The organism is Klebsiella sp. BDA134-6 (assembly GCF_015601345.1).
Taxonomy (GTDB): Bacteria; Pseudomonadota; Gammaproteobacteria; order Enterobacterales; family Enterobacteriaceae; genus Klebsiella; species Klebsiella grimontii.
Window position 1 is genome coordinate 1,864,104 of sequence record NZ_CP064784.1, and the last position, 24,643, is coordinate 1,888,746.

A 24,643-nucleotide genomic window follows, 5' to 3' on the forward strand; every position below is an offset into this window, starting at 1 on the left:
TTAATCAATCGATTGATTAACTCTAGGCCCAGGTTTGCGGTTTGTCCACCGTTTGCTGCTAGATATGAAATCCTTCGTGGCTTAGCTCTTCGGCAACCCAGTTAAAGAAGATCTTCACTTTCTCTTTTTGCTCATTCGGGTGCGGTAAAACGAAGTGATGGGCATTAACCGGCATACTGACGTCGCGGCTAAAGACGGGTTCCAGGTGACGTTGACGAACGCTCTGCCCGGCCAGCAAATTACTCTCAAGAATAACCCCCATCCCCATGCGCGCGGCCTCGATACTCATATAGGAGCGGTCAAAATTAAAAATAAAATTTTTATTCCAGCCGCGAACCTTATGCCACGACAGCCAGTTGCTCCAGCCGATCAGCGTGCTATCGGAATGAATAAGATCGCACGCCAACAAATCTTCAATGGACTGAACGTTGCGCCCGGCTAAATAAGTCGATGAGGTGAAGGGCAGCATGCGTTCGTTTTTTATGGTCTTGACCACCAGGGTCGGCCACTGTGAGAGACCGTGGCGAATATCAATATCAATATTATCGCGGGAGAACTGAATGCTTTCATAAGAACAGGTCAGGCTAATTTTAAGCTCCGGCCATGCCTGGCGAAACTTATTAAGTCGGGGCATCAACCACAATAAGCCAAAGCTCGGCGCTGAATGAATCCGTAAATAATCCTGGTGAATATCATTAATCACCTGGTTAGTGGCCTGACCAATAATATTTAAGGCTCCGGAAACTTCTTTAAGATATTTTTCACCAATGGTGGTTAAGACCATTCCTTTACTGCTGCGGGAAAATATCTTCTTTCCCAGATACTGTTCCAGGCTGGCTATCTGATGACTGACTGCTGAAGCTGTAATATTGAGATTCTCTGCTGCCAGGTTCAGGCTGCCGGTATCGGCCACTTCAATAAATGCCTGAATATTGCGTAAGGATGGCATCGGCAAGCTTTTATTTGGCAGCGGCTGGTTCATGATTTCCTCCGGTGAGTGGAATAATTAGGGTGATTTATTTACTCAAAAAACAGTACATCCAGCGGTTATCCCATAAAATGACGGTCAGGATAGCATAGCCGGGAAATAACACATGGCGTAATCCGTGATGAACTTAACAGTTTTAAATGTGAAGCTCTCGAAAAAAAATAATTGACAGGAATTTGAATGCAGTCACGAAGCAAATTTTTCTCAGTCATAATTGAGGTTTTTTGAATACCCTTTCTTTTTGGGATTGTTATATTGCAAGCACAGGCCTGATAACAAGGCGCGATGCGGTAAGGTTCGCGACAAAAAGCATAAAAATAAAGAGGATACCCTATGTCACGTATAGATACTGTGGTCTGTACTGACGCCAGGAAAACAAAATATCGTTTTGTGGTTTTGACGATGATTTTCCTGGTGTATGCCATAAATTACGCCGACAGAACGAATATCGGTGCGGTACTGCCGTTCATTATTGATGAGTTTCATATCAACAACTTTGAGGCCGGTGCCATCGCCAGCATGTTTTTCCTGGGCTACGCGGTCAGCCAGATCCCGGCCGGCTTTTTCATTGCCAAACGCGGCACCCGGGGACTGGTCGCGCTGTCGATTTTCGGCTTTTCCGCTTTTACCTGGCTGATGGGCACCGTGAGCTCGGTGTTTGGCCTGAAGATGGTGCGGCTGGGACTGGGGCTTAGCGAAGGGCCATGTCCGGTAGGCCTGGCTTCAACCATTAATAACTGGTTCCCGCCGAAAGAGAAAGCCACGGCAACGGGCGTCTACATTGCCGCCACCATGTTTGCGCCGATAATCGTACCGCCGCTGGCGGTATGGATCGCGGTAACCTGGGGTTGGCGGTGGGTCTTTTTCTCCTTTGCGATACCGGGGATTGTGGCGGCGGTGGCGTGGTACCTGTTGGTTAAGTCAAAACCCGCAGAGAGCGGATTTGTTTCGCAAAGCGAGCTGGAAGAGATTAACGCCGGGCGTGAAAGCGATAAAAACACCGTACGGCAAAATATATTAATTGCCGATTGCTTTATCTGGCTGGATAAATTTATTCGGGTGAAAAAGCTTACCCCTATTGATACGGCGAAAGGATTATTTACCTCGAAAAATATTCTTGGCGACTGCCTGGCTTATTTTATGATGGTTAGTGTGCTGTACGGATTATTAACGTGGATCCCGCTGTATTTGGTTAAAGAACGCGGGTTTGATGTAATGAGCATGGGCTTCGTGGCAAGTATGCCGTGCATTGGCGGTTTTATAGGCGCGATTGGCGGTGGATGGATTTCGGATAAGGTATTAGGCCGGCGACGTAAACCGACAATGATGTTTACGGCGATTTCCACCGTGGTCATGATGCTCATTATGCTAAATATTCCCGCGAGCACCTGGGCGGTCTGTGTCGGATTATTCTTCGTCGGTTTATGTTTGAATATTGGCTGGCCGGCCTTTACCGCCTACGGTATGGCCGTTTCGGATAATAAAACCTATCCGATCGCCTCTTCTATTATCAATAGCGGCGGTAACCTCGGCGGATTTGTTGCCCCGATGGCTGCGGGCTTTTTACTCGATAAAACCGGCAGCTTTAATTCTGTATTCACCTATTTTGGTATCTGCGCCGCAATAGGTCTGGTGGTGATTCTCTTTCTCGATGAACCACAATAACGGAAATATATCCTGTTAATTAATCTGACGTCATGTCATGGAGTGAAAATATGTTATTAAAAGATAAAGTCGCCATTATTACCGGCGCGGCCTCGGCACGCGGTTTGGGTTTTGCCACCGCCAAATTATTTGCTGAAAACGGCGCCAGCGTGGTCATTATCGACCTCAATGGCGAAGCCAGCAAAGCGGCAGCCGCGGCCTTAGGCGAAGGCCATCTTGGCCTGGCGGCGAACGTTGCCGATGAAGTTCAGGTTCAGGCGGCGATGGAACAGATTCTCGCGAAATATGGCCGGGTCGATGTGCTGGTGAATAATGCCGGGATTACTCAGCCGCTGAAGCTGATGGATATTAAGCGCGCCAACTACGACGCGGTGCTGGATGTCAGCCTGCGCGGCACGCTGCTGATGTCGCAGGCGGTTATTCCGACGATGCGGGCGCAAAAATCGGGCAGCATCGTCTGTATCTCTTCGGTTTCCGCCCAGCGCGGCGGCGGTATCTTCGGCGGCCCGCACTACAGCGCGGCGAAAGCCGGGGTGCTCGGCCTGGCGCGGGCGATGGCGCGCGAGCTTGGTCCGGATAACGTCCGCGTTAACTGCATTACTCCGGGGCTGATTCAGACCGATATCACCGCCGGTAAGCTGACCGACGACATGACGGCCAATATCCTTGCCGGGATCCCGATGAACCGCCTTGGCGATGCGGTGGATATCGCGCGCGCCGCCCTGTTCCTCGGCAGCGATCTCTCTTCCTACTCGACCGGTATCACCCTGGACGTGAATGGCGGCATGTTAATCCACTAAGCGAGGCAAGCAGATGAAAATCACAGAATTACAAAAAGTTGCCGCGGCGGCGTGGCGTATCCGCCGCTATGCCCTGCAAATGGGCGAGGTTCAGGGACAGGGCTACATCGGCCAGGCGTTAGGCTATGCGGATGTGCTGGCCACTGCGTTCAGCCACGCGATGCGCTACCGCCCGGAAGAACCGGAGTGGGAAGGGCGCGACCGCTTCCTGCTCTCGCACGGCCATTACGCCATCGCCTATTATGCGGCGCTACTGGAAGCGGGAATTATCCCGCAAGAGGAGCTGGAGACCTACGGTTCCGACGACAGCCGCCTGCCTATGTCGGGTATGGCGACCTATACGCCTGGAATGGAGATGTCCGGCGGCTCGCTGGGGCAGGGGCTCTCCATTGCCGTCGGGATGGCGCTCGGCCTGCGGCAGAAGCGCAGCGCATCCTGGGTTTATAACTCCATGTCGGATGGCGAGCTGGACGAAGGGTCGACCTGGGAAGCAGCGATGTCGGCGGCCCACTACGGCCTGACGAACCTGATAAACATCGTTGATGTGAACAAACAGCAGGCGGACGGCGATTCGCGCAAAATCCTCGGCTTTGAGCCGCTGCATGAAAAATGGTCCGCCTTCGGCTGGTACGTGCAGCGCGTGGACGGCAACGATCTGGCGGCGGTGATTACCGCCTTCGACAACGCGAAAAATCATGCGGGCAACCAGCCGCGGGTGATTTTATGCGACACGCTGATGGGCAAAGGGGTGCCGTTCCTGGAAACCCGCGATAAGAACCATTTTATCCGCGTCGATGCCGACGAATGGCAAAAGGCGATTGCGGTGCTGGACGCCAACAAACCGGAAGGAGTGCTGTAATGAGCCAGAGTAAACCACGTTTAAAGACGTCAGCGATGATCGCCTCTATTGCTGATGAAGGCCAGGCGACCGTTTCCGCCCCGTTTGGCGTCGCGCTATCGAAGCTGGCGGCGCAGCGCCCGGAAATCGTCGGGATGACCGCGGATCTGTCAAAGTATACCGATCTGCATATCTTCGCCCAGGCCTTCCCGGATCGCTTCTTCCAGATGGGGATGGCGGAGCAGCTGCTGATGGCGGCCGCCGGAGGAATGGCGAAGGAGGGATTTATTCCCTTCGCCACCACCTATGCCGCTTTTGCCACCCGCCGCGCCTATGATTTTATCCATCAGGTTATCGCCGAAGAGCATCTGAACGTGAAGATCTGCGCGGCGCTGCCGGGCCTGACCACCGGCTACGGGCCGAGCCATCAGGCAACGGAAGATCTGGCGATTATGCGAGGCATCCCCGGCATGGTCATCGTCGATCCCTGCGATGCGCTGGAGATAGAGCAGGCGGTACCGGCGATTGCCGACCACAGCGGTCCGGTGTATATGCGTCTATTGCGCGGTAAGGTGCCGCTGGTGCTCGATAAATATGATTATCAGTTTGAGCTGGGCAAGGCGAAGCTGCTGGAGGACGGTAACGATGTGCTGATTATCTCTTCCGGGCTGATGACCATGCGCGCCCTGGAGGCGGTTGAACAACTGCGGGCCGATAATATCAGCGCTGCGGTGCTGCACGTACCCACCATCAAACCGCTCGATGAAAAAGCGATCGTTACGCAGGCGTCGAAGCCCGGTCGTCTGGTGGTGACCGCGGAAAACCACACGTCGGTTGGCGGGTTAGGGGAGGCGGTTGCCGCGTTGCTGATGCGCAAAGGCGTACGCTGCGAACTGGATACCGTCGGTTTGCCCGACGAATTCCTGCTGGCCGGAGCGCTTCCGACGCTGCACGACCGCTACGGCATTTCCACCGCGAAGATGGTCGAAAAAATTAAGTATCGCCTGCGTTAGTGGTTTTCGCCGCCGCGTTATGCGGCGGCGCTCGTTATCGCCAGGACGGGGAGCAGTGGTTTGTTAGCCAGAGGATTCTTTTCGGCAGATTTTATGCGGTTCATCACAAAATCTGCTAGACTGCGCAGCTTCATGGCATTGTGGTTTTTGCCATCTCTTTCGCAATAATCTCCCTGAAAACTACGCCTGTGAAGGGCCGGGGCGGTTCGGAGTTGTTATGTCTTTTGATTCCCTTGGCCTGAATCCTGAAATCCTGCGCGCCGTCGCTGAGCAGGGCTACGTTGAGCCAACCCCTATTCAGCAGCAGGCCATCCCGGCGGTATTACAGGGTCGCGATTTGATGGCCAGCGCCCAGACCGGTACTGGTAAAACGGCGGGATTTACGCTGCCTCTGCTTCAGCACCTGGTCCAGAAAGAACCGCACGCTAAAGGCCGTCGTCCGGTACGCGCGCTGATCCTGACCCCCACGCGCGAGCTGGCGGCGCAGATTGGCGAAAACGTGCGGGATTACAGCAAATACCTTAATGTTCGTTCGCTGGTGGTGTTCGGCGGCGTGAGCATTAACCCGCAGATGATGAAGCTGCGCAGCGGCGTCGATATCCTGGTGGCAACGCCCGGCCGCCTGCTGGATCTTGAACATCAGAACGCCGTGAGCCTGGACAAAGTTGAAGTGCTGGTGCTGGATGAAGCCGACCGTATGTTGGATATGGGCTTTATTCACGATATTCGCCGGGTACTGGCGAAGCTGCCGGCGAAGCGCCAGAACCTGCTGTTCTCCGCAACCTTCTCCGACGAGATTAAATCGCTGGCGGAAAAGCTGTTGCATAATCCGCTGGAAATTGAAGTCGCCCGCCGCAACACTGCTTCTGAACAGGTGAGCCAACTGGTGCATTTTGTCGACAAAAAGCGCAAGCGCGAGCTGCTGTCGCAGATGATCGGTGAAGGCAACTGGCAGCAGGTGCTGGTCTTTACTCGCACCAAGCACGGCGCTAACCATCTGGCGGAGCAGCTTAATAAAGACGGCATCCGCAGCGCCGCCATTCATGGCAACAAGAGTCAGGGCGCGCGTACCCGCGCGTTGGCTGACTTTAAATCCGGTGGCATTCGCGTGCTGGTGGCGACCGATATCGCCGCGCGCGGTCTGGACATTGAAGAGCTTCCGCACGTGGTGAACTACGAGCTGCCAAACGTACCGGAAGACTATGTGCACCGTATTGGTCGTACCGGTCGCGCCGCGGCAACGGGCGAAGCGCTGTCGCTGGTCTGCGTAGATGAACATAAACTGCTGCATGATATCGAACGCTTGCTGAAAAAAGAGATCCCGCGTATCGCCCTTGCGGGCTATGAGCCGGATCCGTCGATCAAAGCCGAGCCGATTCAGAACGGTCGTCAGCAGCAGCGCGGCGGCGGCCGTGGTGGCCAAAGCCAGGGCCGCGGCGGCCAGGGACAAGGTCGCGGTCAGCAGTCCGCCCCGCGTCGTACCGATGGCGAAGCGCCTAAAGCGCGAACTCAGGACGGTAAACCTCCTCGCCGTCGTCGCCCGCGCAAACCCGCGGCGGCTGAGTAACCCTATCCCGTCATTCCTGCGGGCATAGCCGCGAACGCGCGGCCATGCCCCGGATGGGTTATCCGGGTAAGGCTCCTTGCCCGGCATGCTCTTCGCTCACGTTGAACCTCGAGCGAGATTCCAGTTTGCTCAGAAAGACATTCCTCCCGATGGCTAAAAAATGGCACAATAGTGGCTGTTTATACAGTATTCAGGTTTTCTCATGGCTTTGACCGCAGCGCTGAAAGCGCAAATCGCCGCCTGGTATAAGGCGCTTCAGGAACAAATTCCTGACTTTATTCCCCGTCCTCCGCAGCGGCAGATGATCGCCGATGTGGCGAAGACGCTTGCCGGGGAAGAGGGGCGGCATCTGGCGATAGAAGCTCCGACCGGCGTCGGCAAAACCTTGTCATATCTGATTCCCGGTATCGCCATTGCCCGAGAAGAACAAAAAACGCTGGTGGTCAGTACCGCCAACGTTGCTCTGCAGGACCAAATCTACAGCAAAGACCTACCATTGCTGCGCAAAATCATTCCCGACCTGCGCTTTACCGCCGCCTTTGGTCGCGGGCGCTACGTCTGCCCGCGTAACCTGGCCGCCCTTGCCAGCACCGAGCCCACGCAGCAGGATTTACTGGCCTTTCTTGATGACGAACTCACGCCCAACAACCAGGCGGAGCAGAAGCTGTGCGCGACGCTGAAAGCGGATCTCGATAGCTACAAATGGGACGGCCTGCGCGATCATACCGATAAAAACGTTGATGATTCATTATGGAGCCGCCTGAGCACCGACAAAGCCAGCTGCCTGAACCGTAACTGCCACTACTACCGCGAATGCCCCTTCTTCGTCGCCCGCCGGGAAATCCAGGAAGCGGAAGTGGTGGTGGCTAACCATGCGCTGGTGATGGCGGCCATGGAGAGCGAAGCGGTGCTGCCGGAACCTAAGCATCTGCTGCTGGTGCTGGATGAAGGTCACCATCTTCCGGAGGTGGCCCGCGATGCGCTGGAAATGAGCGCGGAAATTACCGCCCCGTGGTACCGCCTGCAACTGGATCTTTTTACGAAGCTGGTCGCGACCTGCATGGAGCAGTTTCGCCCTAAAACAACGCCGCCGCTGGCCAATCCCGAGCGCCTGAATGGGCATTGCGAGGAGCTCTACGAACTCATCGCCTCCCTGAATAACATCCTCAATCTGTACATGCCGGCCGGGCAGGAGGCGGAGCACCGCTTCCCGATGGGAGAGCTACCGGCGGAAGTGATGGAAATCTGCCAGCGGCTGGCGAAGCTTACCGAGACGCTGCGCGGTCTGGCGGAGCTGTTCCTTAACGATCTGGGCGAAAAAACCGGCAGTCACGATGTGGTACGTTTGCACCGGGTTCTGCTGCAGATGAACCGCGCGCTGGGGATGTTTGAAAGCCAAAGTAAACTCTGGCGGCTGGCATCGCTGGCGCAGTCCTCCGGCGCGCCGGTGACCAAATGGGTTACCCGCGACCTGCGGGACGGCCAGTTGCATATCTGGTTCCACTGCGTGGGGATCCGCGTCAGCGATCAGCTGGAGAGGCTGCTGTGGCGCAGCGTTCCGCATATCGTCGTCACCTCTGCGACGCTGCGTTCGCTGAATAGTTTTTCGCGTCTGCAGGAGATGAGCGGGCTGAAAGAGAAGGCGGGAGATCGCTTTGTGGCCCTGGACTCGCCCTTCAACCACGTCGAACAGGGCAAAATCGTCATTCCGCAGATGCATTATGAACCGCTTATCGATAACGAAGAGCAGCATATTGCCGAGATGGCCGCCTATTTTCGGGAGCAGGTCGAGAGCAAAAAGCACCTCGGCATGCTGGTGCTATTCGCCAGCGGAAGAGCGATGCAGCGCTTTCTCGAACACGTTACCGATCTGCGCCTGCTGCTGCTGGTTCAGGGCGATAAGCCTCGCTACCGGCTGGTCGAGCTGCATCGCAAACGCGTAGAAGGCGGCGAGCGCAGCGTACTGGTTGGGCTGCAATCCTTCGCGGAAGGGCTGGATTTAAAAGGCGAGCTGTTAAGTCAGGTGCATATTCATAAGATTGCTTTCCCGCCGATAGACAGCCCGGTGGTGATTACAGAAGGCGAATGGCTCAAAAGCCTCAACCGCTACCCGTTCGAAGTTCAGAGCCTGCCCAGCGCGTCATTCAACCTGATTCAGCAGGTTGGCCGCCTGATCCGTAGCCATAGCTGCTGGGGAGAGGTGGTGATTTATGACAAACGCCTGTTGACCAAAAACTACGGTAAGCGCTTATTGAATGCATTACCCGTATTTCCGATAGAGCAGCCAGCCGTCCCTGAGGTTATAGTAAAAACTAAAACAAAACAGACGCGTCGCAAACGGCGTTAGCGGTGCAGTGTCGACGATGTGAGAAGCTCAGAGGAGCCTGCAATGGACTACAGCAAAATCATTAAAGAAGTCGGGCGCGGCAAAAACCACGCCCGCGACCTTGACGTGGAGACGGCGCGCGCGCTCTACTCGCGAATGCTTAACGGCGAGGTGCCTGAGCTCGAGCTCGGCGGCATTCTCATTGCCCTGCGCATTAAGGGAGAAGGTGAAGCGGAGATGAAGGGCTTCTATGAAGCGATGCAGAATCATACGATGAAGCTGACGCCGCCGGTCGCTAAACCGATGCCGATAGTGATCCCCAGCTACAACGGCGCGCGCAAGCAGGCCAACCTGACGCCTCTGCTCGCCGTGCTTCTGCATAAGCTTGGCTTCCCGGTGATTGTTCACGGCGTAAGCCACGATCCCACCCGCGTGCTGACGGAAACGATTTTTGAACTGATGGGGATCCCGGCGACGCTTCAGGCAGGCCAGGCCCAGGCGCGGTTAGACAGCCACCAGCCGGTTTACGTGCCGGTCGGCGCATTTTGTCCGCCGCTGGAAAAACAGCTGGCGATGCGCTGGCGCATGGGGGTGCGTAACAGCGCCCACACGCTGGCCAAGCTGGCGACGCCGTTTGCTGAAGATGCGGCGCTGCGCCTGTCGAGCGTTTCGCATCCTGAATACGTTGGCAGGGTGGCGAAATTCTTTGCCGGGATCGGCGGCCGGGCGCTGCTGATGCACGGAACCGAAGGCGAAGTTTACGCCAATCCGCAGCGCTGTCCGCAGATCAGCCTGATTGACGCGGCCGGTACGCGGGTGGTTAACGAACGTCAGGATGGCGCAGCGGAGCAGGCGCTCGTCTTGCCGGCGTCAAAAGATCCCGAAGTGACCGCGCGCTGGATCGAGCGCTGTTCTGTAGGGAGCGAGCCGTTGCCGCAATCGCTGAAAATTCAGCTGGCCTGCTGTCTGGTGGCGACCGGCGTCGTTTCCTCTCTGGAGCAAGGGCTGGCGAAGGTGGCTGAGAGCTGGTAACCGTATCGGCAGGCAAAAAAAAGCCCGTCCAGTGGCGTGGACGGGCAAGGCAAGGGTATTAAAGGATCTTACAGGGTTAAAACAGTGGCATTACAGAGTGTTGCTACAGGAAATCTGGCGATTATTTATAGATAACCGCGGTACCGCTCAGTTTGTTGTTGCTGTTAGCGGAGGTAATGCTATAGCCGGTCGCGCCAGCGGCCTCTGCTTTTTCAGCCAGTTTGGCTTCCAGTCCATCCAGCGTCGTCGCGCCTTCAGCAGAAACCACACCGATTTTGTTCATGCTCTCTGCCTGAGCCGATGTTACCGGCTGAGCGGCGAACGCGCCGAAAGACAGAGCGGAAAGGGCGATAGCGGCAGCAGCGTATTTGATGTTTTTCATAATTAATCTCTCGCAGGTTGTTCTGTATAGGGGACGATGTTCCGTCGATGTGATAAGTATCACGGTTTTTAGCGGGAGATAAAATCGAAGGAAATTAACAATCTCTATCTAATTTTTTGAATGATTATTAATTTATTGAATATTAATAAATTATTTAAGCCGCTGGCGGCGAAACAGGTTGCGGCGGCGTCCAGCAGGCTGGAAGGGCACATTTTGCCACTCCGTTTGCCAAAAAACGTGCGCGAAAAGTTAATGCGATATGCGGTAATGAACGGTAAACATCGGTCAGCGAAGCTGGCTGTCTTTGGATCCTCTGCGATTATATCCCGAAAATGTATTGTTATGTAAATCTTTCTCCTGTTGGCATTTAACGCAGTATTTGACTCCCGCCACCGCTCGTCGGCGCGCCTCAGGAATCGGCTCTCCGCATTCTTCACAAAATTTGTTGCTTTCCCCCGATGACAGCTCATTTCGCGCCCGGGCTATCGCGTCGTTGATGGTGCTGTCGATCTGTTCCTGCACCGCGTCATCATTTGCCCAACCTGATGCCATAGTTCACCTCGCTATCTCGTCTCTCTTTAGTATAGAGAATATGGGGGTAAAAAATGAGCAGGCAAGGTTCAGATCTCTGACCATTCGCGCAGCAGGTTATGGTACAGATTAAGCAGAGATAGCACTTCGTCGCTTTCGCCGTGGCGGCTTTTTAATTTCTGAATATTGCCATCCAGTTCAAACAGCATACTGCGGCGTTTATCGTCACGGATCATTGACTGAATCCATAAGAACGAGGCGACGCGGATGCCTGAGGTCACCGGGGTGACGCAGTGCAGGCTGCTCGAAGGATAGAGCACAAGGTCCCCGGCCGGGAGCTTAACCGCGTGCTGCCCGTAGGTATCGTTGACGACCAGCTCACCGCCTGCGTAACTTTCCGGAGCGCTTAAAAAGAGGGTGGCGGAAAGATCGGTGCGCATCCAGCCGCCCTGCGCCAGGCTGCGCACCGCGCCGTCGACGTGGAAACCATAAGTTTCGCTCTGCTGGTAGCGGTTGAACAGCGGGCTGGAAATGGCCTTCGGCAGCGCGGCGGCAAAAAAAAGCGAACTGCGGTTTAGCGCCGCCAGCACGTTGCCCTGAAGCTTGGCGTAGAGGTTGCTGCGGGTGTCCACCTGCTGATTATTTTTGACCTGAGCGCCCTGGTCGCCGGTCGTCACGCGCCCGTCAACCCATTCCGCCTGCTGAAGCTGAGCGGTAAAATCGTCCACTTCCTGAGGGGTGAGAACGGCGGGAATATGGTACATCATCGTTTTATCTCCTGAGAAAACGGGGCGTTGCCGCCCCGCCGGTGATCAGAAATGCATATTGGCGGTGAGCAGGAAGGTCCGCGGCTCGCCCGGGTGATAACGGTAGCCGCTCTTGTTAATCGAGGCGACGTAGTCGGTATCAAACAGGTTATAGACGTTCAGCTGCAGGTCGAAATTACGGTTAATGCGGTAACCGACTTTAGCATCGGCCACCCAGTAGCCTTCGGTATAGGAAGGCGTGCCGACCGCACCGTCGCTGCCGCGATGCATGCTGCCGACGTATCGTGCGCCGGCGCCGACGGCGATCGCATCGGTGGCCTGGTACTGGCTCCAGAGGGTAAACGCGTGCTCTGGCGTATACGGCAGCGCGCTGGTGCCATCCTGGGCGGTGTTCGCGCCTTCACGAACGCTGGCATGCTGTTGGGTATAGCCGCCAATTACCTGCCAGTCAGGGGTGATGTTACCGGCCAGCGAAATCTCATAGCCTTCAACGCGCTTCTTACCGTACTGCGAATAGCTGCCGTCATCGTTCTGCTCGACTTCGTTTTCAATATCGGTGCGAAAGAGGGCGGCGGTCAGCAGCAGGTGTTTATCCATCAGCTCCCACTTGGTGCCGAGCTCGCTGGTTTTGGCCTTCTGCGGTTTAAAGTCGGTTCGGTTGGCGCTGCTGCCGGTGCCGCTTTGCGCGAGGGTAAAGTTGCTGCCTCCCGGCGGCTGCTGGGAAACGGCGTAGTTGACGTAGAGGTTGCCGTTATCGGTCAGGTGGTACAGCGCGCCGGCCTTCCAGTTCACCAGATTACCGCTGGTTGAGGTATCGACGGTGGTGACGGGAGTATTTTTCGCGACCCCGGCCGGGCAGGCGATGGCACCGCGTCCGGTACCGCCGCACAGGCTGGCGCTATCATATTTGGTCTGGTAATTGTCCAGACGGATCCCGCCGTTAAGTTCGAAGTCCTGGGAAATTTGCAGGGTATCGAAAGCATAGATGCCGAAGGTATCCGTTTGTCCGTTGGCGTTGGCGCCGCTGCGGTTCAGGCCGCCGATGGAGATGTCGCTGTTCGGATGGTAAATATTCACCGCCGGAGGCGTGAGCGGATATACCCCGTAGTTGGTCTGGGTTTCACGGGTGAACTCCACGCCGGTGCTGACGTCATGTCCGATAGCGCCGGTGTAGAACTTCGATGTCAGGTTAGTCTGGTTGGTCAGGATCTTGTTGCTGGTGTCTTTGGTATTCGCCAGGCGCGACCAGGTCCAGGTGCCCACATCGTTGGGGTTTGGCTGGGTAATGTTTGACGCTCCGCCCATCACCGCGGTCATCAGATAATCTTGCTTCACGCGAGACCAGCGGGTGGTATTGCGGATCGTCGTCGTGTCGCTCAGGTCGTGCTCGAAACGCATCGTCACAGTATCGGTCGTGGAATCATCGTAGTCGGAGTCGGTGCCGTAGAAGTTGCTGGTGGCGACCTTGCCGGAGTGATTCAGCGCCGAGGTGCCGGCGTTGGGAGCAGAATAGCCCGGCAGCCCGATGGTAGGGATGCCGCCGTCGGGGGTGTTGTGCTGGGTCACGTGCAGATAGTTAAGGTAAAGGCGGTTCTCGGTGCCGAGACCAAATGCCGCTGATGGCGCGACGCCGTAACGCTCGTTTTTCACCTTGTCCCGGCCCGCGTCGTGGGTTTTCTCGCCCATCAGATTCAGACGCACCGCACTGGTTTCGCCAATGGCCTGGTTAATATCCAGCGTGCCGCGTCGGAACCAGGCGCTGCCAGCGCTGGCGGAGGCGTCGATACCGGAATCGAGGCGCGGCTGTTTGCTGATCATATTGATCGAGCCGGTCGGCGCGCTGCGCCCATAGTCGGAGCCTGAAGGTCCCTTGATGACTTCGACCTGTTCGGTATTAAACGTATCGCGGCTGACGCTGCCAATATCGCGGATACCGTCGACGTAAATGCTGTTGGAGGTGTCCGCACCGCGCATGTAAATGGCGTCGCCGGTGGTCGAGTTGCCGTTTTCACCAGCAAAGAAAGCGCCGACGCCGGGAACGTTTTTCAGCGCGTCGGTGAGGTTAGTGACCCCCTGATCCTTCATCACCTGCTCTGAAACCACGGTAACCGTTCGCGTGGTGTCGGCGATCGGCCGAGAAAATTTTGGATCGGCGGAGCGGGTCGGCGCGTAAAGCGATGGCGTCTGCGCTTCGACCACCAGCGTTTCTCCACTATTATTTTCAGTGCTATCCGCTGCAAGTAGCTGGCCGGTCGGAGAAAGACTCAGACATAAGCCAGTGAAGAGAGTGAGCGAGTTAAAACTGCTGAACGGCAAATTGTTATTTTTTTCCATTTCAATAAGTGACTTATCGTTTTAATTAGGCCATAACGACCGCAGACGAAGCGTTGCTTCGCCCCGACCACTGCAGGTGTTTTTTACAAAAGCAATGATTTTGATAATGATTGTGATAATCATTATCAAAAACGAACGAATTTTTATCACTCATTTATAAAAAAATAAATACATTTATTTACATTGACTGCAATTTTTCTACATAAAGCGTACGGGGGAGCTTAAAGCGGGGAAACGGAAATCAGCAGCCCGGCATGGGCAACGGAGAGATTGCCGGCCGGGAAGTAGGCTTAGCGGGCGTCCGGACGAATAAGATCAAAACGCAGGCTTTCGTCGATGCCGTAATAGGCGCTTGGTCCTCCGGCGCGCAGGATCGGCTGGGCTTTGGCGGTCTGGTAAATTCCGTCATCCAACAGCGATTCATCGATGTGCACCGCCACCACTTCGCCCAGCACCAGCCAGGTGTCAACCGCTTGCCCTTCGGCGGTGTTTAACTGGATGCATTGCGAGAGACGACACTCGAAGTTTACCGGGCTTTCGGCGACCCGCGGCGCGCTGACGATGCGGCTGGGAGCGGCAGTCAGCCCGGCGCGGATGAATTCATCTTCGTTATGGGGGAGGGTGGCGGAGGTTTCGTTCATCGCGACCGCCAGAGGGCGGGTGGCCAGATTCCAGACGAACTCTTTTGTCTCAACAATATTCTGCACGCTATCTTTCCAGCCGCTGCTGGCAAAACCAATAATGGGCGGCCGATAGTTAAAGCAGTTGAAAAAACTGTAGGGGGCGAGGTTACGCTGGCCGCTGTTATCAACGGAAGCTATCCAGCCGATGGGCCGCGGCCCGATAATAGCGTTCAGCGGGTCGTGAGGCAGCCCGTGTCCGTGCGAAGGTTGGTAGAAGTACATACGACACCCGTGACAAAAAAAGAGATATCCAGACTCACTTATTTACCGCGCCGCCGTCAACGGGTATCTTACGCGGCTGTTCAAAGGAGATTGCCATGAAAGCCCAGAAACCGGGGTTACACCCGCGTAACCGTCACCAACAACGCTACGACCTGCCCGCGCTGTGCCAGGCCCACCCTGAGCTACAGGGCTTTATCACCCTTAACCCGGTGGGTGAGCAGACCATCGACTTCGCCAATCCGCTGGCGGTGAAGGCGCTGAATAAAGCGCTGCTGGTGCACTTCTACGCGGTGAAACACTGGGATATACCAGATGGCTTTCTCTGCCCGCCAGTGCCGGGCAGAGCGGATTACATCCATCATCTCGCCGATCTGCTGGCGCTGGATAGCGGGACCATCCCGGCCAACGCCAGCATTCTCGATATTGGCGTTGGCGCAAACTGCATCTATCCGCTCATCGGCGTGCACGAGTACGGCTGGCGCTTCACCGGCAGCGAAGTGAACGCCGAGGCGTTCGCCAGCGCCCAGGCTATCGTCAACGGTAACCCAGGCCTCGCTCGCCAGATCCGTCTGCGCCGTCAAAAAGACGCCAAAGCGATTCTGAGCGGCATTATTCATAAAAATGAGACCTACGACGCGACCCTGTGTAACCCGCCGTTCCATGATTCTGCCGCCAGCGCGCAGGCGGGCGGTGAGCGTAAACGTCGCAACCTGGGGCTGGGCGAGGAGAGCGTGCTGAACTTTGGCGGCCAGCAGCAGGAGCTGTGGTGCGAAGGGGGCGAGGTCGCTTTTATTACGCAGATGATTAAGGAAAGCCAGCAGTTTGGCCGTCAGGTGAAATGGTTTACCTCGCTGGTTTCTCGCGGCGACAATCTGCCGCCGCTCTACCGTGCGCTGACCGACGTCGGTGCGGTGAAAGTGGTGAAAAAAGAGATGGCCCAGGGGAATAAGCAGAGCCGCTTTATCGCCTGGACCTTTATGGACGAAGCCAAACGCCGTCGGCCTTTATAACGTCGGCTCGGTGGGAGCCGGCGGTCCCACCGGCGCTGGCATCGGCAGGACCTGGTAAGTTTGTACCGGCGCCCGCACGCCCGCGAGGTCAAAGTGTCGTTTTACCTGAGTATCAAGGGCGAAACGGACCGTCCACTGCTTCAGCGGCAGAGTAGTAAAGGTAACGCGAAGGGTGAAAGCGGTGTTGCTTAAGCCCACCAGCCCGGCGAAAGAGGGCTCGCCAATGATCAGCCCGCGGATTTCTTCCTGCGCCATCACTTCCGCGACCGCGTCTTTCAGCGCCTGGTTGGCCTTATCCAGATCTTCTTGCCGGTCAACATCATAGTTGGCCACCACCGAGCCGATACCGCGCACGAAGTTGGCGAAGGTGGTTATCGAAGACCATGGAATAATATGATAGGCGCCGGTATCCTGGCGTACGCCGACGGAACGAATCGACATGCGCTCCACCGTTCCGGTTAACGGCCCAATCGTCACGAGGTCGCCGGTGTTCATGCCGTTCTCAAACTGGATAAAAATCCCGGTAATAATGTCTTTGACCAGGGTTTGCGCGCCGAACGAAATCGCCAGGCCCAGCGCGCCTGCGCCGGCCAGCAGCGGGGCAATATTCACGCCCACTTCCGAAAGCAGGATCATGATAGTAATGGTGCTAATGACCACCGCCAGCGCGTTGCGAAACAGCGTCAACAGCGTTCGGGCGCGGGCGCTGGGTAGCGGGCGGCCGTGAATATCCGATGCCAGCCGGTTCTCAATCAGGCTGGCGAGCAGCGTCCAGCCAATCGCCGAGAAGAAGAGGATCAGCGCGATACGAATCAGCACATCCACCGCTTTTTGCCCGCTGCCGTTATGCATCCACTGCCAAAAATCGAACAGGCCCCACGCGCTGAGCAGCAGCATAATCGCCACGCAGACCGTTAATATCCGCGCAGCTTTCAGCGAGGCGGAGATCCAGCCGTTAAGCCGTTTTTGCAGTTCAGGATAGTTGCGCTGAGTTTCCGGCGACAGGGTGATGGTTTTCGCAATCCAGCGCGACAGAATACCGGAGACCAGCGCGGCGGCGCCGATGATGGCCAGGCTTCGCAGCGTCGCGCCCATCATAAATTTCAGGCTATTGCCGGGGTCGAACAGCGAGAAGAAAAACAGCACGATAAAATAGGCGCAGGCCAGCCAGTGCCAGATCAGCGCAAAGGCGCGGATAAACAGGCTAAAGAAGGCCAGCGAGCGGTCGGCGAGATGGATGAGTCCCTGGGTAATCAATTTCTTATTGTGAAATATCAGATACAGCGCCCAGAGCGTAATGCACAGCATAATCATCACGTTGGCCAGCGCGCCAAACTGTACGTTGACCTGGTTGGAGATAATTGGCACCGCGACGATGAGCCCGTAGCCAATCAGGCTGCTCAGCGCGCTGAGGCGCAGGTTCCAGTATTTCGCCGCTTCATCGCTGAGGTTGAATGGCCGTAGCTCCGGGATGCGCGGGCAGAAAATAAGCCGCAGAATGGCCTTGAAAAATTCAATCAGCGCGAAGGCGTTGAGAAACAGGCTTTGCTGGAAGGCGATAGTGGGATTATTACCGTTCAGGCGATCGCTTAAAAGCTGGCCCACGAAGAGGGTGAGCGCCAGCAGAAGCAGGTCGAAAATAAACGCGCCGGCGATGGTTGCAGGTAGCTGAAGCCAGTTGCTGCGGTCGCGGTTTTTATGCCGTCCCCAGTGACCCATCTTGCGATATAACGGCAGGGCCGCCAGGCGTACCAGCCACCAGAACGCAAAGACCAGGCCCGCCAGCAGCAGGAAATGCCAGGCGGCGCTGGTGAAGGTTTGAGAATTAAACGCTTTGTGCGGAGAACCGGTGATGTTGCGCCACAGCTGGGAAAAACGTGACGAGAGCTGTTCACCGTATTCGCGGCTGATCTGGGTGACGTTCTCCAGTACCGTGGTCTCGTCTTTTATTTCCGGCGGCGTCAGCTTCGGTGTGCTGTCCGGCGGCGGCGTGGCGGCGGCTTTCCGCAGCTGATCGATAAGCTCTTGACGGGCATCGGCGTTTTCAAGCACGTCGGCCAGCGCGCCGTAGGCCGCTTTCTTCTGCGCCAGATCGGGTTCACTACTGCTGGATTGGTCCGCTGTGCTTGCCGGAACGCCGGGCAGCGTCGCGGCCCAGAGCGGAGCAGTGAAGAGTAGGGCAAGCAGTAACAAAATCCGCGACACAGGCACCTCCATTGCATCTCAAACCAATAAGTATAGAAGGTGAGATCCGCTGAGCGAGGTTGGGATGATTCTGGAAAGCGGCCCTCCCGCGAAGGGAGAGCCGGGGGGATATGTTTTACCAGCTGTATCGGACGTTGAGGCTGCCGTTAAGGTCATCGTAATGATTGCTGCCTTTCTGACCCGTCACCATTCCTGTTACGCTCCACTGATTATTGAGATTCACCTCAATTCCCGCTTTGAGTTCGGCGCGATTTGCCGGTAAATCCATCTGAACGTCAGTATGATTAAATGCAACGGAGATATCATCGTTGGTATGCAACCAGTTGACTTCCGCAAAGGGTTGAATGACAGAGGTGCGATTTTTATATAGCTTGCCATCCACGCGCAGACCGAGGCGGGAGGCCCAGCTGCTGCTGCTTTGCCCATCAATACGCGTTCTTCCCTTGTCGACAACGGTATCAGCAGAATAATTCTGCCAGATGATTTGCGCCTGTGGCGTCAGGCTAAACTGATGCCCCTCTTTCAGAGGAACATCGTATCGATATCCCGCTTCCAGCGAGGCCGTATGGGTGTGGGAATCATAGTCCGTTGAGCCAATATCCCCGTTTTTCACTGTGTTACTATACATCCCGTACTGGTACCAGCTGTCAATGTATAGCCCTCGGTGCGTTTGGGAATCGGCAAACCAGGTCGAGTAAATGCCTACGTTGTACCCGGAAACGTTGCCGCTGGCTGACAGTTGACTGCCATCCATACCTCGATTACCGGTACTGTCAGTGTCGGCATTGATATAGCTGCCCATAATGCCTGTGACCAGGCTTTGTTCACTGTTATCCCAGGCGAGTATGTCCCCGCCTATCTGGATTTGAGAGTAGTTGTTGTTAATATCAACGTTGCCGCTAACGGCCTGGGAATCGGCACGTCCAGCTTTAAACCGCATCCACATATTGCCATTAGCGGTTCGAAGCTGACTGCCTTCGCGATCGTAAAGCGTTTGCATTTGCAAGTTGCGTACCATCCACTGATTACCAAGATATGCCCCTATATCAGCGCGATATTGATGCGAACCTGATGGGGTGGTATCGCCATGGTTACCCTCATCAGGCTTAACCGGGTCGACGTTGCCGTCATTGCCGTCATCAGGCTTAACCGGGTCGACGTTGCCGTTGTTGCCGTCATCAGGCTTAACCGGGTCGACGTTGCCGTTGTTGCCGTCATCAGGTTTAACCGGGTCGACGTTGCCGCTGTTGCCGTCATCAGGTTTAGGATCTACAGGTGCGTTTGATTGCGAGCGTAGATACCAGTCTCCGGTATCCTTGTACAAACGGTATTCATACAAGCCAATTTGGACCTGATTTCCCTGGGTGAAGACACCGTTTGAATTTCCTGAAATGTCAATTAATTCAATACCTTTATTCGTCAATTCACCCTTGCCATCCACGTTAGTGATATAGACGGTAGAATTACCGTTTGAATCACCGGAGATCGTCAGTTTATCGGTTAACGAGTTATCGCCACCTAACCGGGTATTGAAAAAGAGGTTGCCGTTATTGCCGGTATAGTCGCCATTGATGGTCAGGTTGTTGCCAACCTCTCCGCTTTTGCTCATGGCAAGATTGCCGCTATTAAAGACGTTACCATTAACAATGCCGCTACCGCCGAAACGAGCTGCTGATGCGATGTTAATTTTTTGCTTACTTCCAGCGGAGCCAATTATTCCGCTGTTTTCCAGCCATAGGGTGCCCTCTTTAACGTGAGTATCACCGCTGTAGGTATTGGCCGCGGAGAGAATCAACGTACCGTCGCCCAGTTTAGTCAGTGATTTCCCATCCCAGCCGCTGCTATTGGTTGAGGACAGCGTATTTGTGACATCATCGAGATGATTATGTACTGTAAATTCGCCGTTCGCTGCACTTAGCGTAAAGGTTCCGTGCGCATCGGTTGCGGCATTGTGTTTATCTGCATACCAGGAAAGTGCAGTGACTAACTCATATTGCGCTTTATTGTCAGGATTAATTCGTCCATCTAGGGTTAAAAAGTCGGTTTCTTTCGCATCTATTCCGGCAACGGTGAAATTATTGAAGTCTCCGTTGATTTCATTTTCTGCGCTAATAAGCGTAAAGGTGTATGGCGTGGTTATTAAAGAATTATTAATATTACCGATGCCACTAATATTCAACGCCCCATTAAGGCTGCTGTAGCTTGTGACAATAACCGGTTCACCAACGCCGTGATTCAATTGTATGTTGAGTACGCTGCTGTCGGTGAGCATTAATTTCTCGGCATAAAGAGAACCAGAAGCGGTATTGAGATTAATGACACCAGCGTTAGTAAGATTACCGATCGCGGAATCGCCGTGAACATTCCAGAGGCTGGTTTTGTCCAGGTCGACCGTGACATTGCTGTTTCCGGCCTGAATAGCACCGCTCAGGGTACTGTCATTTTTGGCGCGGAATATAACGTTATTCCAGTTGTTCTCATTAACCGTCAGCAGATTTGCAGCACTGACGTTTTGCAGATTATCCACGGTAATATCTGCGGCACCTGCATTGACATAAAATGCACTTCCGTCCTTTGCTGTGGCGGCAACGCTGCCGCCGGTGATATTTAGCGAATTGACCTCATCGTCGTAATAAGCATATGACGAATCCAGATAATAGGCCGCGCTATCGCCAGTTATCTGGCTATTCGTTAATGATGCCGATGCCGAATTCCAGCTTTTGTCCAGTAATACACCAGATGCTCTATTACTGAACACATTTAGATCATCACCCGTAAGTGTTCCTTTGTCACTGATTCTGAGTCCATGGGCATATTTTCCCTGAGTTTCTATCGATATCTGTTTTAATTCAACATCTGAATGGTAAACATCGATTCCGTTAGCATTATTTCCAATGGTTTTAATGCTTCCGCCCGTTACCGTAATATGACTGCCTTCCCGGGAGTATATTCCGGCAGCAATAGAACCTGAGGTCAATATATCGACATCATTAAGTAATATTTTGGCAAAATATGCATAGGTTGCATGAGCCTCGTTACCTGAGGTTTCCAGATGAGAATTATTTATGGTGGTTTGGCTTGTATTGTCAGCTTCTAATCCATAAGCAAATTCACCGTGAGTCAGTACGTCAATATTATCCAGATAAACATTCGCATTATCCAACGCAATTCCATAGCCATGATCGCCAGACGTGGTCACTTTACTGTTTACTAAGTGAATATCACCACTGTTGGTAAACAGTCCCAAAGCGTTATCACCTTTAGTTGATATATTGACATTGCTGAGTTGCAAAAGAATATTGCTGCTGTTTCTGACTCCATCAGAGTAGTTTCCGCTAGTCTGTATGCTGCTATCACTCATGACGATATTTCCACGTGAGAATAATCCATAAGACCACTCACCCGAGGTAGATATTGTGACGCTGTTCAGGTCGATTGGGCTATCCACATCCCCAGAATAGATACCATTAGCATAATCACCTGTGGTTGTAATACTGCCACCTGTAGTATTGATAGAGCCATTGAAGCTTGCTGACAAGCCGTCAGAATTGTTACCCGAGGTTAAAATCGTCACGTCTTTCAGCGTAACTACACTGTTGTTATAGGATGTTAGTCCATGTGAATATATTCCTGCAGTGGCTACGCTACCGCCTGTCATTGTAACATGAGCGCCATTGTTGGCTGATAGCGCAGTACTCCAGTCACCTGCCGATGAAACAGATACGTTATCGAGGTCAATGATGCTTTCTGATGAAGATGCAAGGACGCTGGTTGCTGAATATCCTTCAGTGATGATACTGCCGTCCGTCAGCGCAATTTTTCCACCATCATAGGCAATCAGACCGCCAGCCCGGTCCCCTGCTGTCGTAATCGTGACATCATTGAGGGTGGCTATGCTGTTAACATCAGAAGTAGATACTGCAAACGAATTTTCACCTTGGGTAGCGATTGAACCGCCGCTGAGGGATATCTGGGCTCCTGAAACTGCGGTCACCGCCGATGAGCTATTGCCCGCGGTGAGTATTGACCAACCCTGATTATCAAGCGTTAGGCTACTATTGGCTCCGTCAATGTATATGCCATTAGTTTGCGAACCTGAGGTCCTGATCGTGACGACACCCTCGTCACTGATAACAATTTCCTCATTACCCCAACCCCATGCTGAGATTGCAGTTGCTCCTCTGCTATTGGGATCGTGGTTGCTGGAAAGATAGGTTCCGCTTAATTTATATTCACCAGAATTATAAGTTGTAAAAGTGCGGTCTTCCGCCAGGGCGACGCCAGACACGCATAAAAATGATGCCGCCAGAACGTTGATTCGGGTATGGCTGAGAAGGCGTCCATTACTGCTGGCAAATTCCGGCGCGACGACAAACATATTACGTGTAGCGCTCCAGACGATATTAAAGCTTCGGTTCATAGTTCATCATTCCCTAATAAACGGTGCGGCTAAGAAAAGCTGTTTAGCTATAGAAGCATGATATTTTTACTTTTTATTGTGAAATGATTTTGTTTTTGATGCTCATCACAAAAAGAATATGAATGCTTTTGCGTCATGCTGAACTGAAGAGGGGGGAGTCGGTGGAGAATGCAGGAGCGAAAAGTTTATAAAGTGATAATTATTGGCGAAGAGCACACTTCATATATCCACGGTGTAGATAATAGCTATTCAATGACTCTTGGTGTGGATGAGTTTAATAACTCCGGGTTATCATATTTAATAAGAATAATATCAATTGATCCCTTGCACGTTTGTCTTTCTTAACAGGAGAGGAGACTTTCTCAACGCAGTGATTCTGGAAAGCGGCTCTCCCGTGAAGGGAGAGCCGGGGGGCATCAGGCTACGTGCTGCAAAAACTCGCGCAGGCGCGGGCTGGGCGGGTTATTCACCAGCATCTGCGGATCGCCATCTTCCGCAATGCGCCCTTTATCGATAAAAATCAGGCGCGACGCCACTTTTTCTGCGAAGCCGATTTCGTGGGTAACGATAACCATGGTCATGCCTTCTTCGGCCAGATCCTGCATCACTTTCAGCACTTCATGACGCAGTTCAGGGTCAAGCGCGGAAGTCGGCTCATCAAACAGCATCATTTTGGGTTTAACCGCCAGCGCCCGGGCAATGGCCACGCGCTGCTGCTGTCCGCCTGAAAGCTCAGAAGGGTAGTGGTGCGCACGTTCCGCGAGGCCCACTTTCGCCAGCAGGTCTTTCGCCAGTTTTTCCGCCGCCGCTTTATTGGCGCCGCGAACGCGCAGCGGGCCGAACATCACGTTTTCCAGCGCCGTCAGGTGCGGGAACAGATAAAACTGCTGGAACACCATACCGGCTTCCTGGCGAATCAGCCGCTCGTCAACCTTCGGGTCGTTGACCTTCAGACCGTCGACGATCAGATCGCCGCTGGTAATCTCTTCAAGTTTGTTAATACAGCGCAGCAGGGTCGATTTACCGGAGCCGGACGGCCCGATAATCACCACGACTTCGCCCTGGTTGATCTTCAGATCGATATCATGCAGCACCTTGGTTGGACCAAAGTGCTTGGAAACGTTTTTAAATTCAATCACAGGATTTTCATCCTTCTTTCAAGACGACGCAGAACAAAGCTCAGCACCAGGGTGATGATCAGATAGATAACCGCAACGGCGCTCCAGATCTCCAGCGCGCGGAAGTTACCGGCAATAATTTCCTGGCCCTGGCGGGTCAGTTCGGCCACGCCGATGACGATAAACAGCGAAGTATCTTTGATGCTGATAATCCACTGGTTGCCCAACGGCGGCAGCATACGGCGCAGCGCCAGCGGCAGGATCACGTAGCGAATGGTTTCCCGACGAGAGAGGCCCAGCGCGAGGCCGGCTTCGCGAAAGCCTTTATGGATCGACAGCACCGCGCCGCGGGTGATTTCCGCAATATAGGCGCCGGAGTTGATCATAATGGTGACCACCGCCGCGGAGAACGGGTCGATACGCAAATCGCTAAACGCCATGGGTAGAGCGAAGTAGATGAACATCACCTGCACCACAATCGGGGTGCCGCGGATGATTTCGATAAAGACCAGCGCGATGTGGTTGGCAATCCAGCCGCCGAAACAGCGGGCAAAACCGGCCACCAGACCGATTATCAAACCGCCGACCAGGCCGAGGACCGAAATCCACAGCGTCATTTTGGCGCCTTCCAGCAAAATAGGAATGGCGGGCCAGATGGCACTCCAGTCAAACTGCATAATGTGTTCCTGTTACCGTCTCGAAAACAGAGGAATACCCTCTGAGAAAACTATTCAGGCCTGCT

18 protein-coding genes are annotated in these 24,643 nt (G+C 54.3%); 8 read left to right on the top strand and 10 right to left on the bottom strand.

Going from position 1 to position 24,643, the window contains the following annotated elements; genetic code table 11:
- Window positions 1-58 precede the first annotated feature (58 nt).
- The gene (locus IYV58_RS08580; RefSeq protein ID WP_004130698.1) at window positions 59-982 is read right to left on the bottom strand and encodes a LysR substrate-binding domain-containing protein; all 924 of its coding nucleotides are present in this window, start codon (window positions 980-982) and stop codon (window positions 59-61) included.
- Between the two features lie 339 nt (window positions 983-1,321).
- Between IYV58_RS08580 and IYV58_RS08585 the strand changes: the two genes are divergently transcribed.
- From IYV58_RS08585 to ybiB, 7 genes are all read left to right on the top strand, one after another.
- A complete protein-coding gene (locus tag IYV58_RS08585) occupies window positions 1,322-2,653 on the top strand; it encodes an MFS transporter (RefSeq protein ID WP_123828322.1) in 1,332 nt (443 codons plus the stop codon).
- Window positions 2,654-2,703: 50 nt separating this feature from the next.
- Entirely contained in the window at window positions 2,704-3,453 is a 750-nt protein-coding gene (locus tag IYV58_RS08590) for an SDR family NAD(P)-dependent oxidoreductase (RefSeq protein WP_004130709.1), read from the top strand.
- A gap of 13 nt (window positions 3,454-3,466) precedes the next feature.
- A complete protein-coding gene (locus IYV58_RS08595) occupies window positions 3,467-4,312 on the top strand; it encodes a transketolase (protein WP_004130711.1) in 846 nt (281 codons plus the stop codon).
- Window positions 4,312-5,304: a transketolase family protein gene (locus tag IYV58_RS08600; RefSeq protein WP_004130713.1), complete on the top strand. Its 993-nt coding sequence runs from the start codon at window positions 4,312-4,314 to the stop codon at window positions 5,302-5,304. Before IYV58_RS08595 ends, IYV58_RS08600 begins: the two co-directional genes overlap by 1 nt.
- 217 nt (window positions 5,305-5,521) lie before the next feature.
- Entirely contained in the window at window positions 5,522-6,871 is a 1,350-nt protein-coding gene (gene rhlE / locus IYV58_RS08605; RefSeq protein ID WP_004130715.1) for an ATP-dependent RNA helicase RhlE, read from the top strand.
- Between the two features lie 202 nt (window positions 6,872-7,073).
- Window positions 7,074-9,218 carry an ATP-dependent DNA helicase DinG gene (gene dinG, locus IYV58_RS08610; protein ID WP_087830020.1) on the top strand — a complete coding sequence of 715 codons (2,145 nt, stop codon included), beginning with the start codon at window positions 7,074-7,076 and terminating at the stop codon, window positions 9,216-9,218.
- A 42-nt stretch (window positions 9,219-9,260) separates the two neighbouring features.
- Window positions 9,261-10,229: a DNA-binding protein YbiB gene (ybiB, locus tag IYV58_RS08615; protein ID WP_004130720.1), complete on the top strand. Its 969-nt coding sequence runs from the start codon at window positions 9,261-9,263 to the stop codon at window positions 10,227-10,229.
- A gap of 121 nt (window positions 10,230-10,350) precedes the next feature.
- On the opposite strand, the gene ybiJ is transcribed toward ybiB, so the two are convergent.
- From ybiJ to IYV58_RS08640, 5 genes are all read right to left on the bottom strand, one after another.
- Window positions 10,351-10,611 carry a DUF1471 family protein YbiJ gene (ybiJ, locus tag IYV58_RS08620; RefSeq protein WP_004130722.1) on the bottom strand — a complete coding sequence of 87 codons (261 nt, stop codon included), beginning with the start codon at window positions 10,609-10,611 and terminating at the stop codon, window positions 10,351-10,353.
- Between the two features lie 285 nt (window positions 10,612-10,896).
- Entirely contained in the window at window positions 10,897-11,163 is a 267-nt protein-coding gene (locus IYV58_RS08625) for a DksA/TraR family C4-type zinc finger protein (RefSeq protein WP_004130731.1), read from the bottom strand.
- Window positions 11,164-11,231: 68 nt separating this feature from the next.
- Window positions 11,232-11,909, bottom strand: coding sequence for a PKHD-type hydroxylase YbiX (gene ybiX, locus IYV58_RS08630; protein WP_004130733.1), 678 nt, complete (start codon window positions 11,907-11,909; stop codon window positions 11,232-11,234).
- Window positions 11,910-11,954: 45 nt separating this feature from the next.
- Entirely contained in the window at window positions 11,955-14,243 is a 2,289-nt protein-coding gene (locus IYV58_RS08635; protein ID WP_139529694.1) for a catecholate siderophore receptor Fiu, read from the bottom strand.
- Between the two features lie 290 nt (window positions 14,244-14,533).
- A complete protein-coding gene (locus tag IYV58_RS08640; protein WP_004130736.1) occupies window positions 14,534-15,148 on the bottom strand; it encodes a flavin reductase family protein in 615 nt (204 codons plus the stop codon).
- A gap of 95 nt (window positions 15,149-15,243) precedes the next feature.
- Between IYV58_RS08640 and rlmF the strand changes: the two genes are divergently transcribed.
- On the top strand, window positions 15,244-16,158 hold the full coding sequence (gene rlmF / locus IYV58_RS08645) for a 23S rRNA (adenine(1618)-N(6))-methyltransferase RlmF (RefSeq protein ID WP_170100685.1): 915 nt from the start codon (window positions 15,244-15,246) through the stop codon (window positions 16,156-16,158).
- On the opposite strand, the gene ybiO is transcribed toward rlmF, so the two are convergent.
- The 4 genes from ybiO to glnP all read right to left on the bottom strand — a co-directional run bounded on the left by ybiO (window position 16,153) and on the right by glnP (window position 24,578).
- On the bottom strand, window positions 16,153-18,363 hold the full coding sequence (gene ybiO / locus IYV58_RS08650; protein ID WP_112165377.1) for a mechanosensitive channel protein: 2,211 nt from the start codon (window positions 18,361-18,363) through the stop codon (window positions 16,153-16,155). The two genes, rlmF and ybiO, sit on opposite strands and share 6 nt — an antisense overlap.
- Window positions 18,364-18,478: 115 nt before the next feature.
- A complete protein-coding gene (locus IYV58_RS08655; RefSeq protein WP_195729524.1) occupies window positions 18,479-22,783 on the bottom strand; it encodes an autotransporter outer membrane beta-barrel domain-containing protein in 4,305 nt (1,434 codons plus the stop codon).
- Window positions 22,784-23,199: 416 nt separating this feature from the next.
- Window positions 23,200-23,922 carry a glutamine ABC transporter ATP-binding protein GlnQ gene (gene glnQ / locus IYV58_RS08660; RefSeq protein ID WP_004130746.1) on the bottom strand — a complete coding sequence of 241 codons (723 nt, stop codon included), beginning with the start codon at window positions 23,920-23,922 and terminating at the stop codon, window positions 23,200-23,202.
- Window positions 23,919-24,578 carry a glutamine ABC transporter permease GlnP gene (gene glnP / locus IYV58_RS08665; protein ID WP_004100490.1) on the bottom strand — a complete coding sequence of 220 codons (660 nt, stop codon included), beginning with the start codon at window positions 24,576-24,578 and terminating at the stop codon, window positions 23,919-23,921. The genes glnQ and glnP overlap by 4 nt, the downstream gene beginning before the upstream one ends.
- Between the last annotated feature and the right edge of the window lie 65 nt (window positions 24,579-24,643).

Bases quoted from the DNA above. Each gene is read 5' to 3' on its own strand.
- IYV58_RS08580 (WP_004130698.1), bottom strand. From the start codon at position 982: ATGAACCAGCCGCTGCCAAATAAAAGCTTGCCGATGCCATCCTTACGC.
- IYV58_RS08585 (WP_123828322.1), top strand. From the start codon at position 1,322: ATGTCACGTATAGATACTGTGGTCTGTACTGACGCCAGGAAAACAAAA.
- IYV58_RS08590 (WP_004130709.1), top strand. From the start codon at position 2,704: ATGTTATTAAAAGATAAAGTCGCCATTATTACCGGCGCGGCCTCGGCA.
- IYV58_RS08595 (WP_004130711.1), top strand. From the start codon at position 3,467: ATGAAAATCACAGAATTACAAAAAGTTGCCGCGGCGGCGTGGCGTATC.
- IYV58_RS08600 (WP_004130713.1), top strand. From the start codon at position 4,312: ATGAGCCAGAGTAAACCACGTTTAAAGACGTCAGCGATGATCGCCTCT.
- rhlE (WP_004130715.1), top strand. From the start codon at position 5,522: ATGTCTTTTGATTCCCTTGGCCTGAATCCTGAAATCCTGCGCGCCGTC.
- dinG (WP_087830020.1), top strand. From the start codon at position 7,074: ATGGCTTTGACCGCAGCGCTGAAAGCGCAAATCGCCGCCTGGTATAAG.
- ybiB (WP_004130720.1), top strand. From the start codon at position 9,261: ATGGACTACAGCAAAATCATTAAAGAAGTCGGGCGCGGCAAAAACCAC.
- ybiJ (WP_004130722.1), bottom strand. From the start codon at position 10,611: ATGAAAAACATCAAATACGCTGCTGCCGCTATCGCCCTTTCCGCTCTG.
- IYV58_RS08625 (WP_004130731.1), bottom strand. From the start codon at position 11,163: ATGGCATCAGGTTGGGCAAATGATGACGCGGTGCAGGAACAGATCGAC.
- ybiX (WP_004130733.1), bottom strand. From the start codon at position 11,909: ATGATGTACCATATTCCCGCCGTTCTCACCCCTCAGGAAGTGGACGAT.
- IYV58_RS08635 (WP_139529694.1), bottom strand. From the start codon at position 14,243: ATGGAAAAAAATAACAATTTGCCGTTCAGCAGTTTTAACTCGCTCACT.
- IYV58_RS08640 (WP_004130736.1), bottom strand. From the start codon at position 15,148: ATGTACTTCTACCAACCTTCGCACGGACACGGGCTGCCTCACGACCCG.
- rlmF (WP_170100685.1), top strand. From the start codon at position 15,244: ATGAAAGCCCAGAAACCGGGGTTACACCCGCGTAACCGTCACCAACAA.
- IYV58_RS08655 (WP_195729524.1), bottom strand. From the start codon at position 22,783: ATGAACCGAAGCTTTAATATCGTCTGGAGCGCTACACGTAATATGTTT.
- glnP (WP_004100490.1), bottom strand. From the start codon at position 24,578: ATGCAGTTTGACTGGAGTGCCATCTGGCCCGCCATTCCTATTTTGCTG.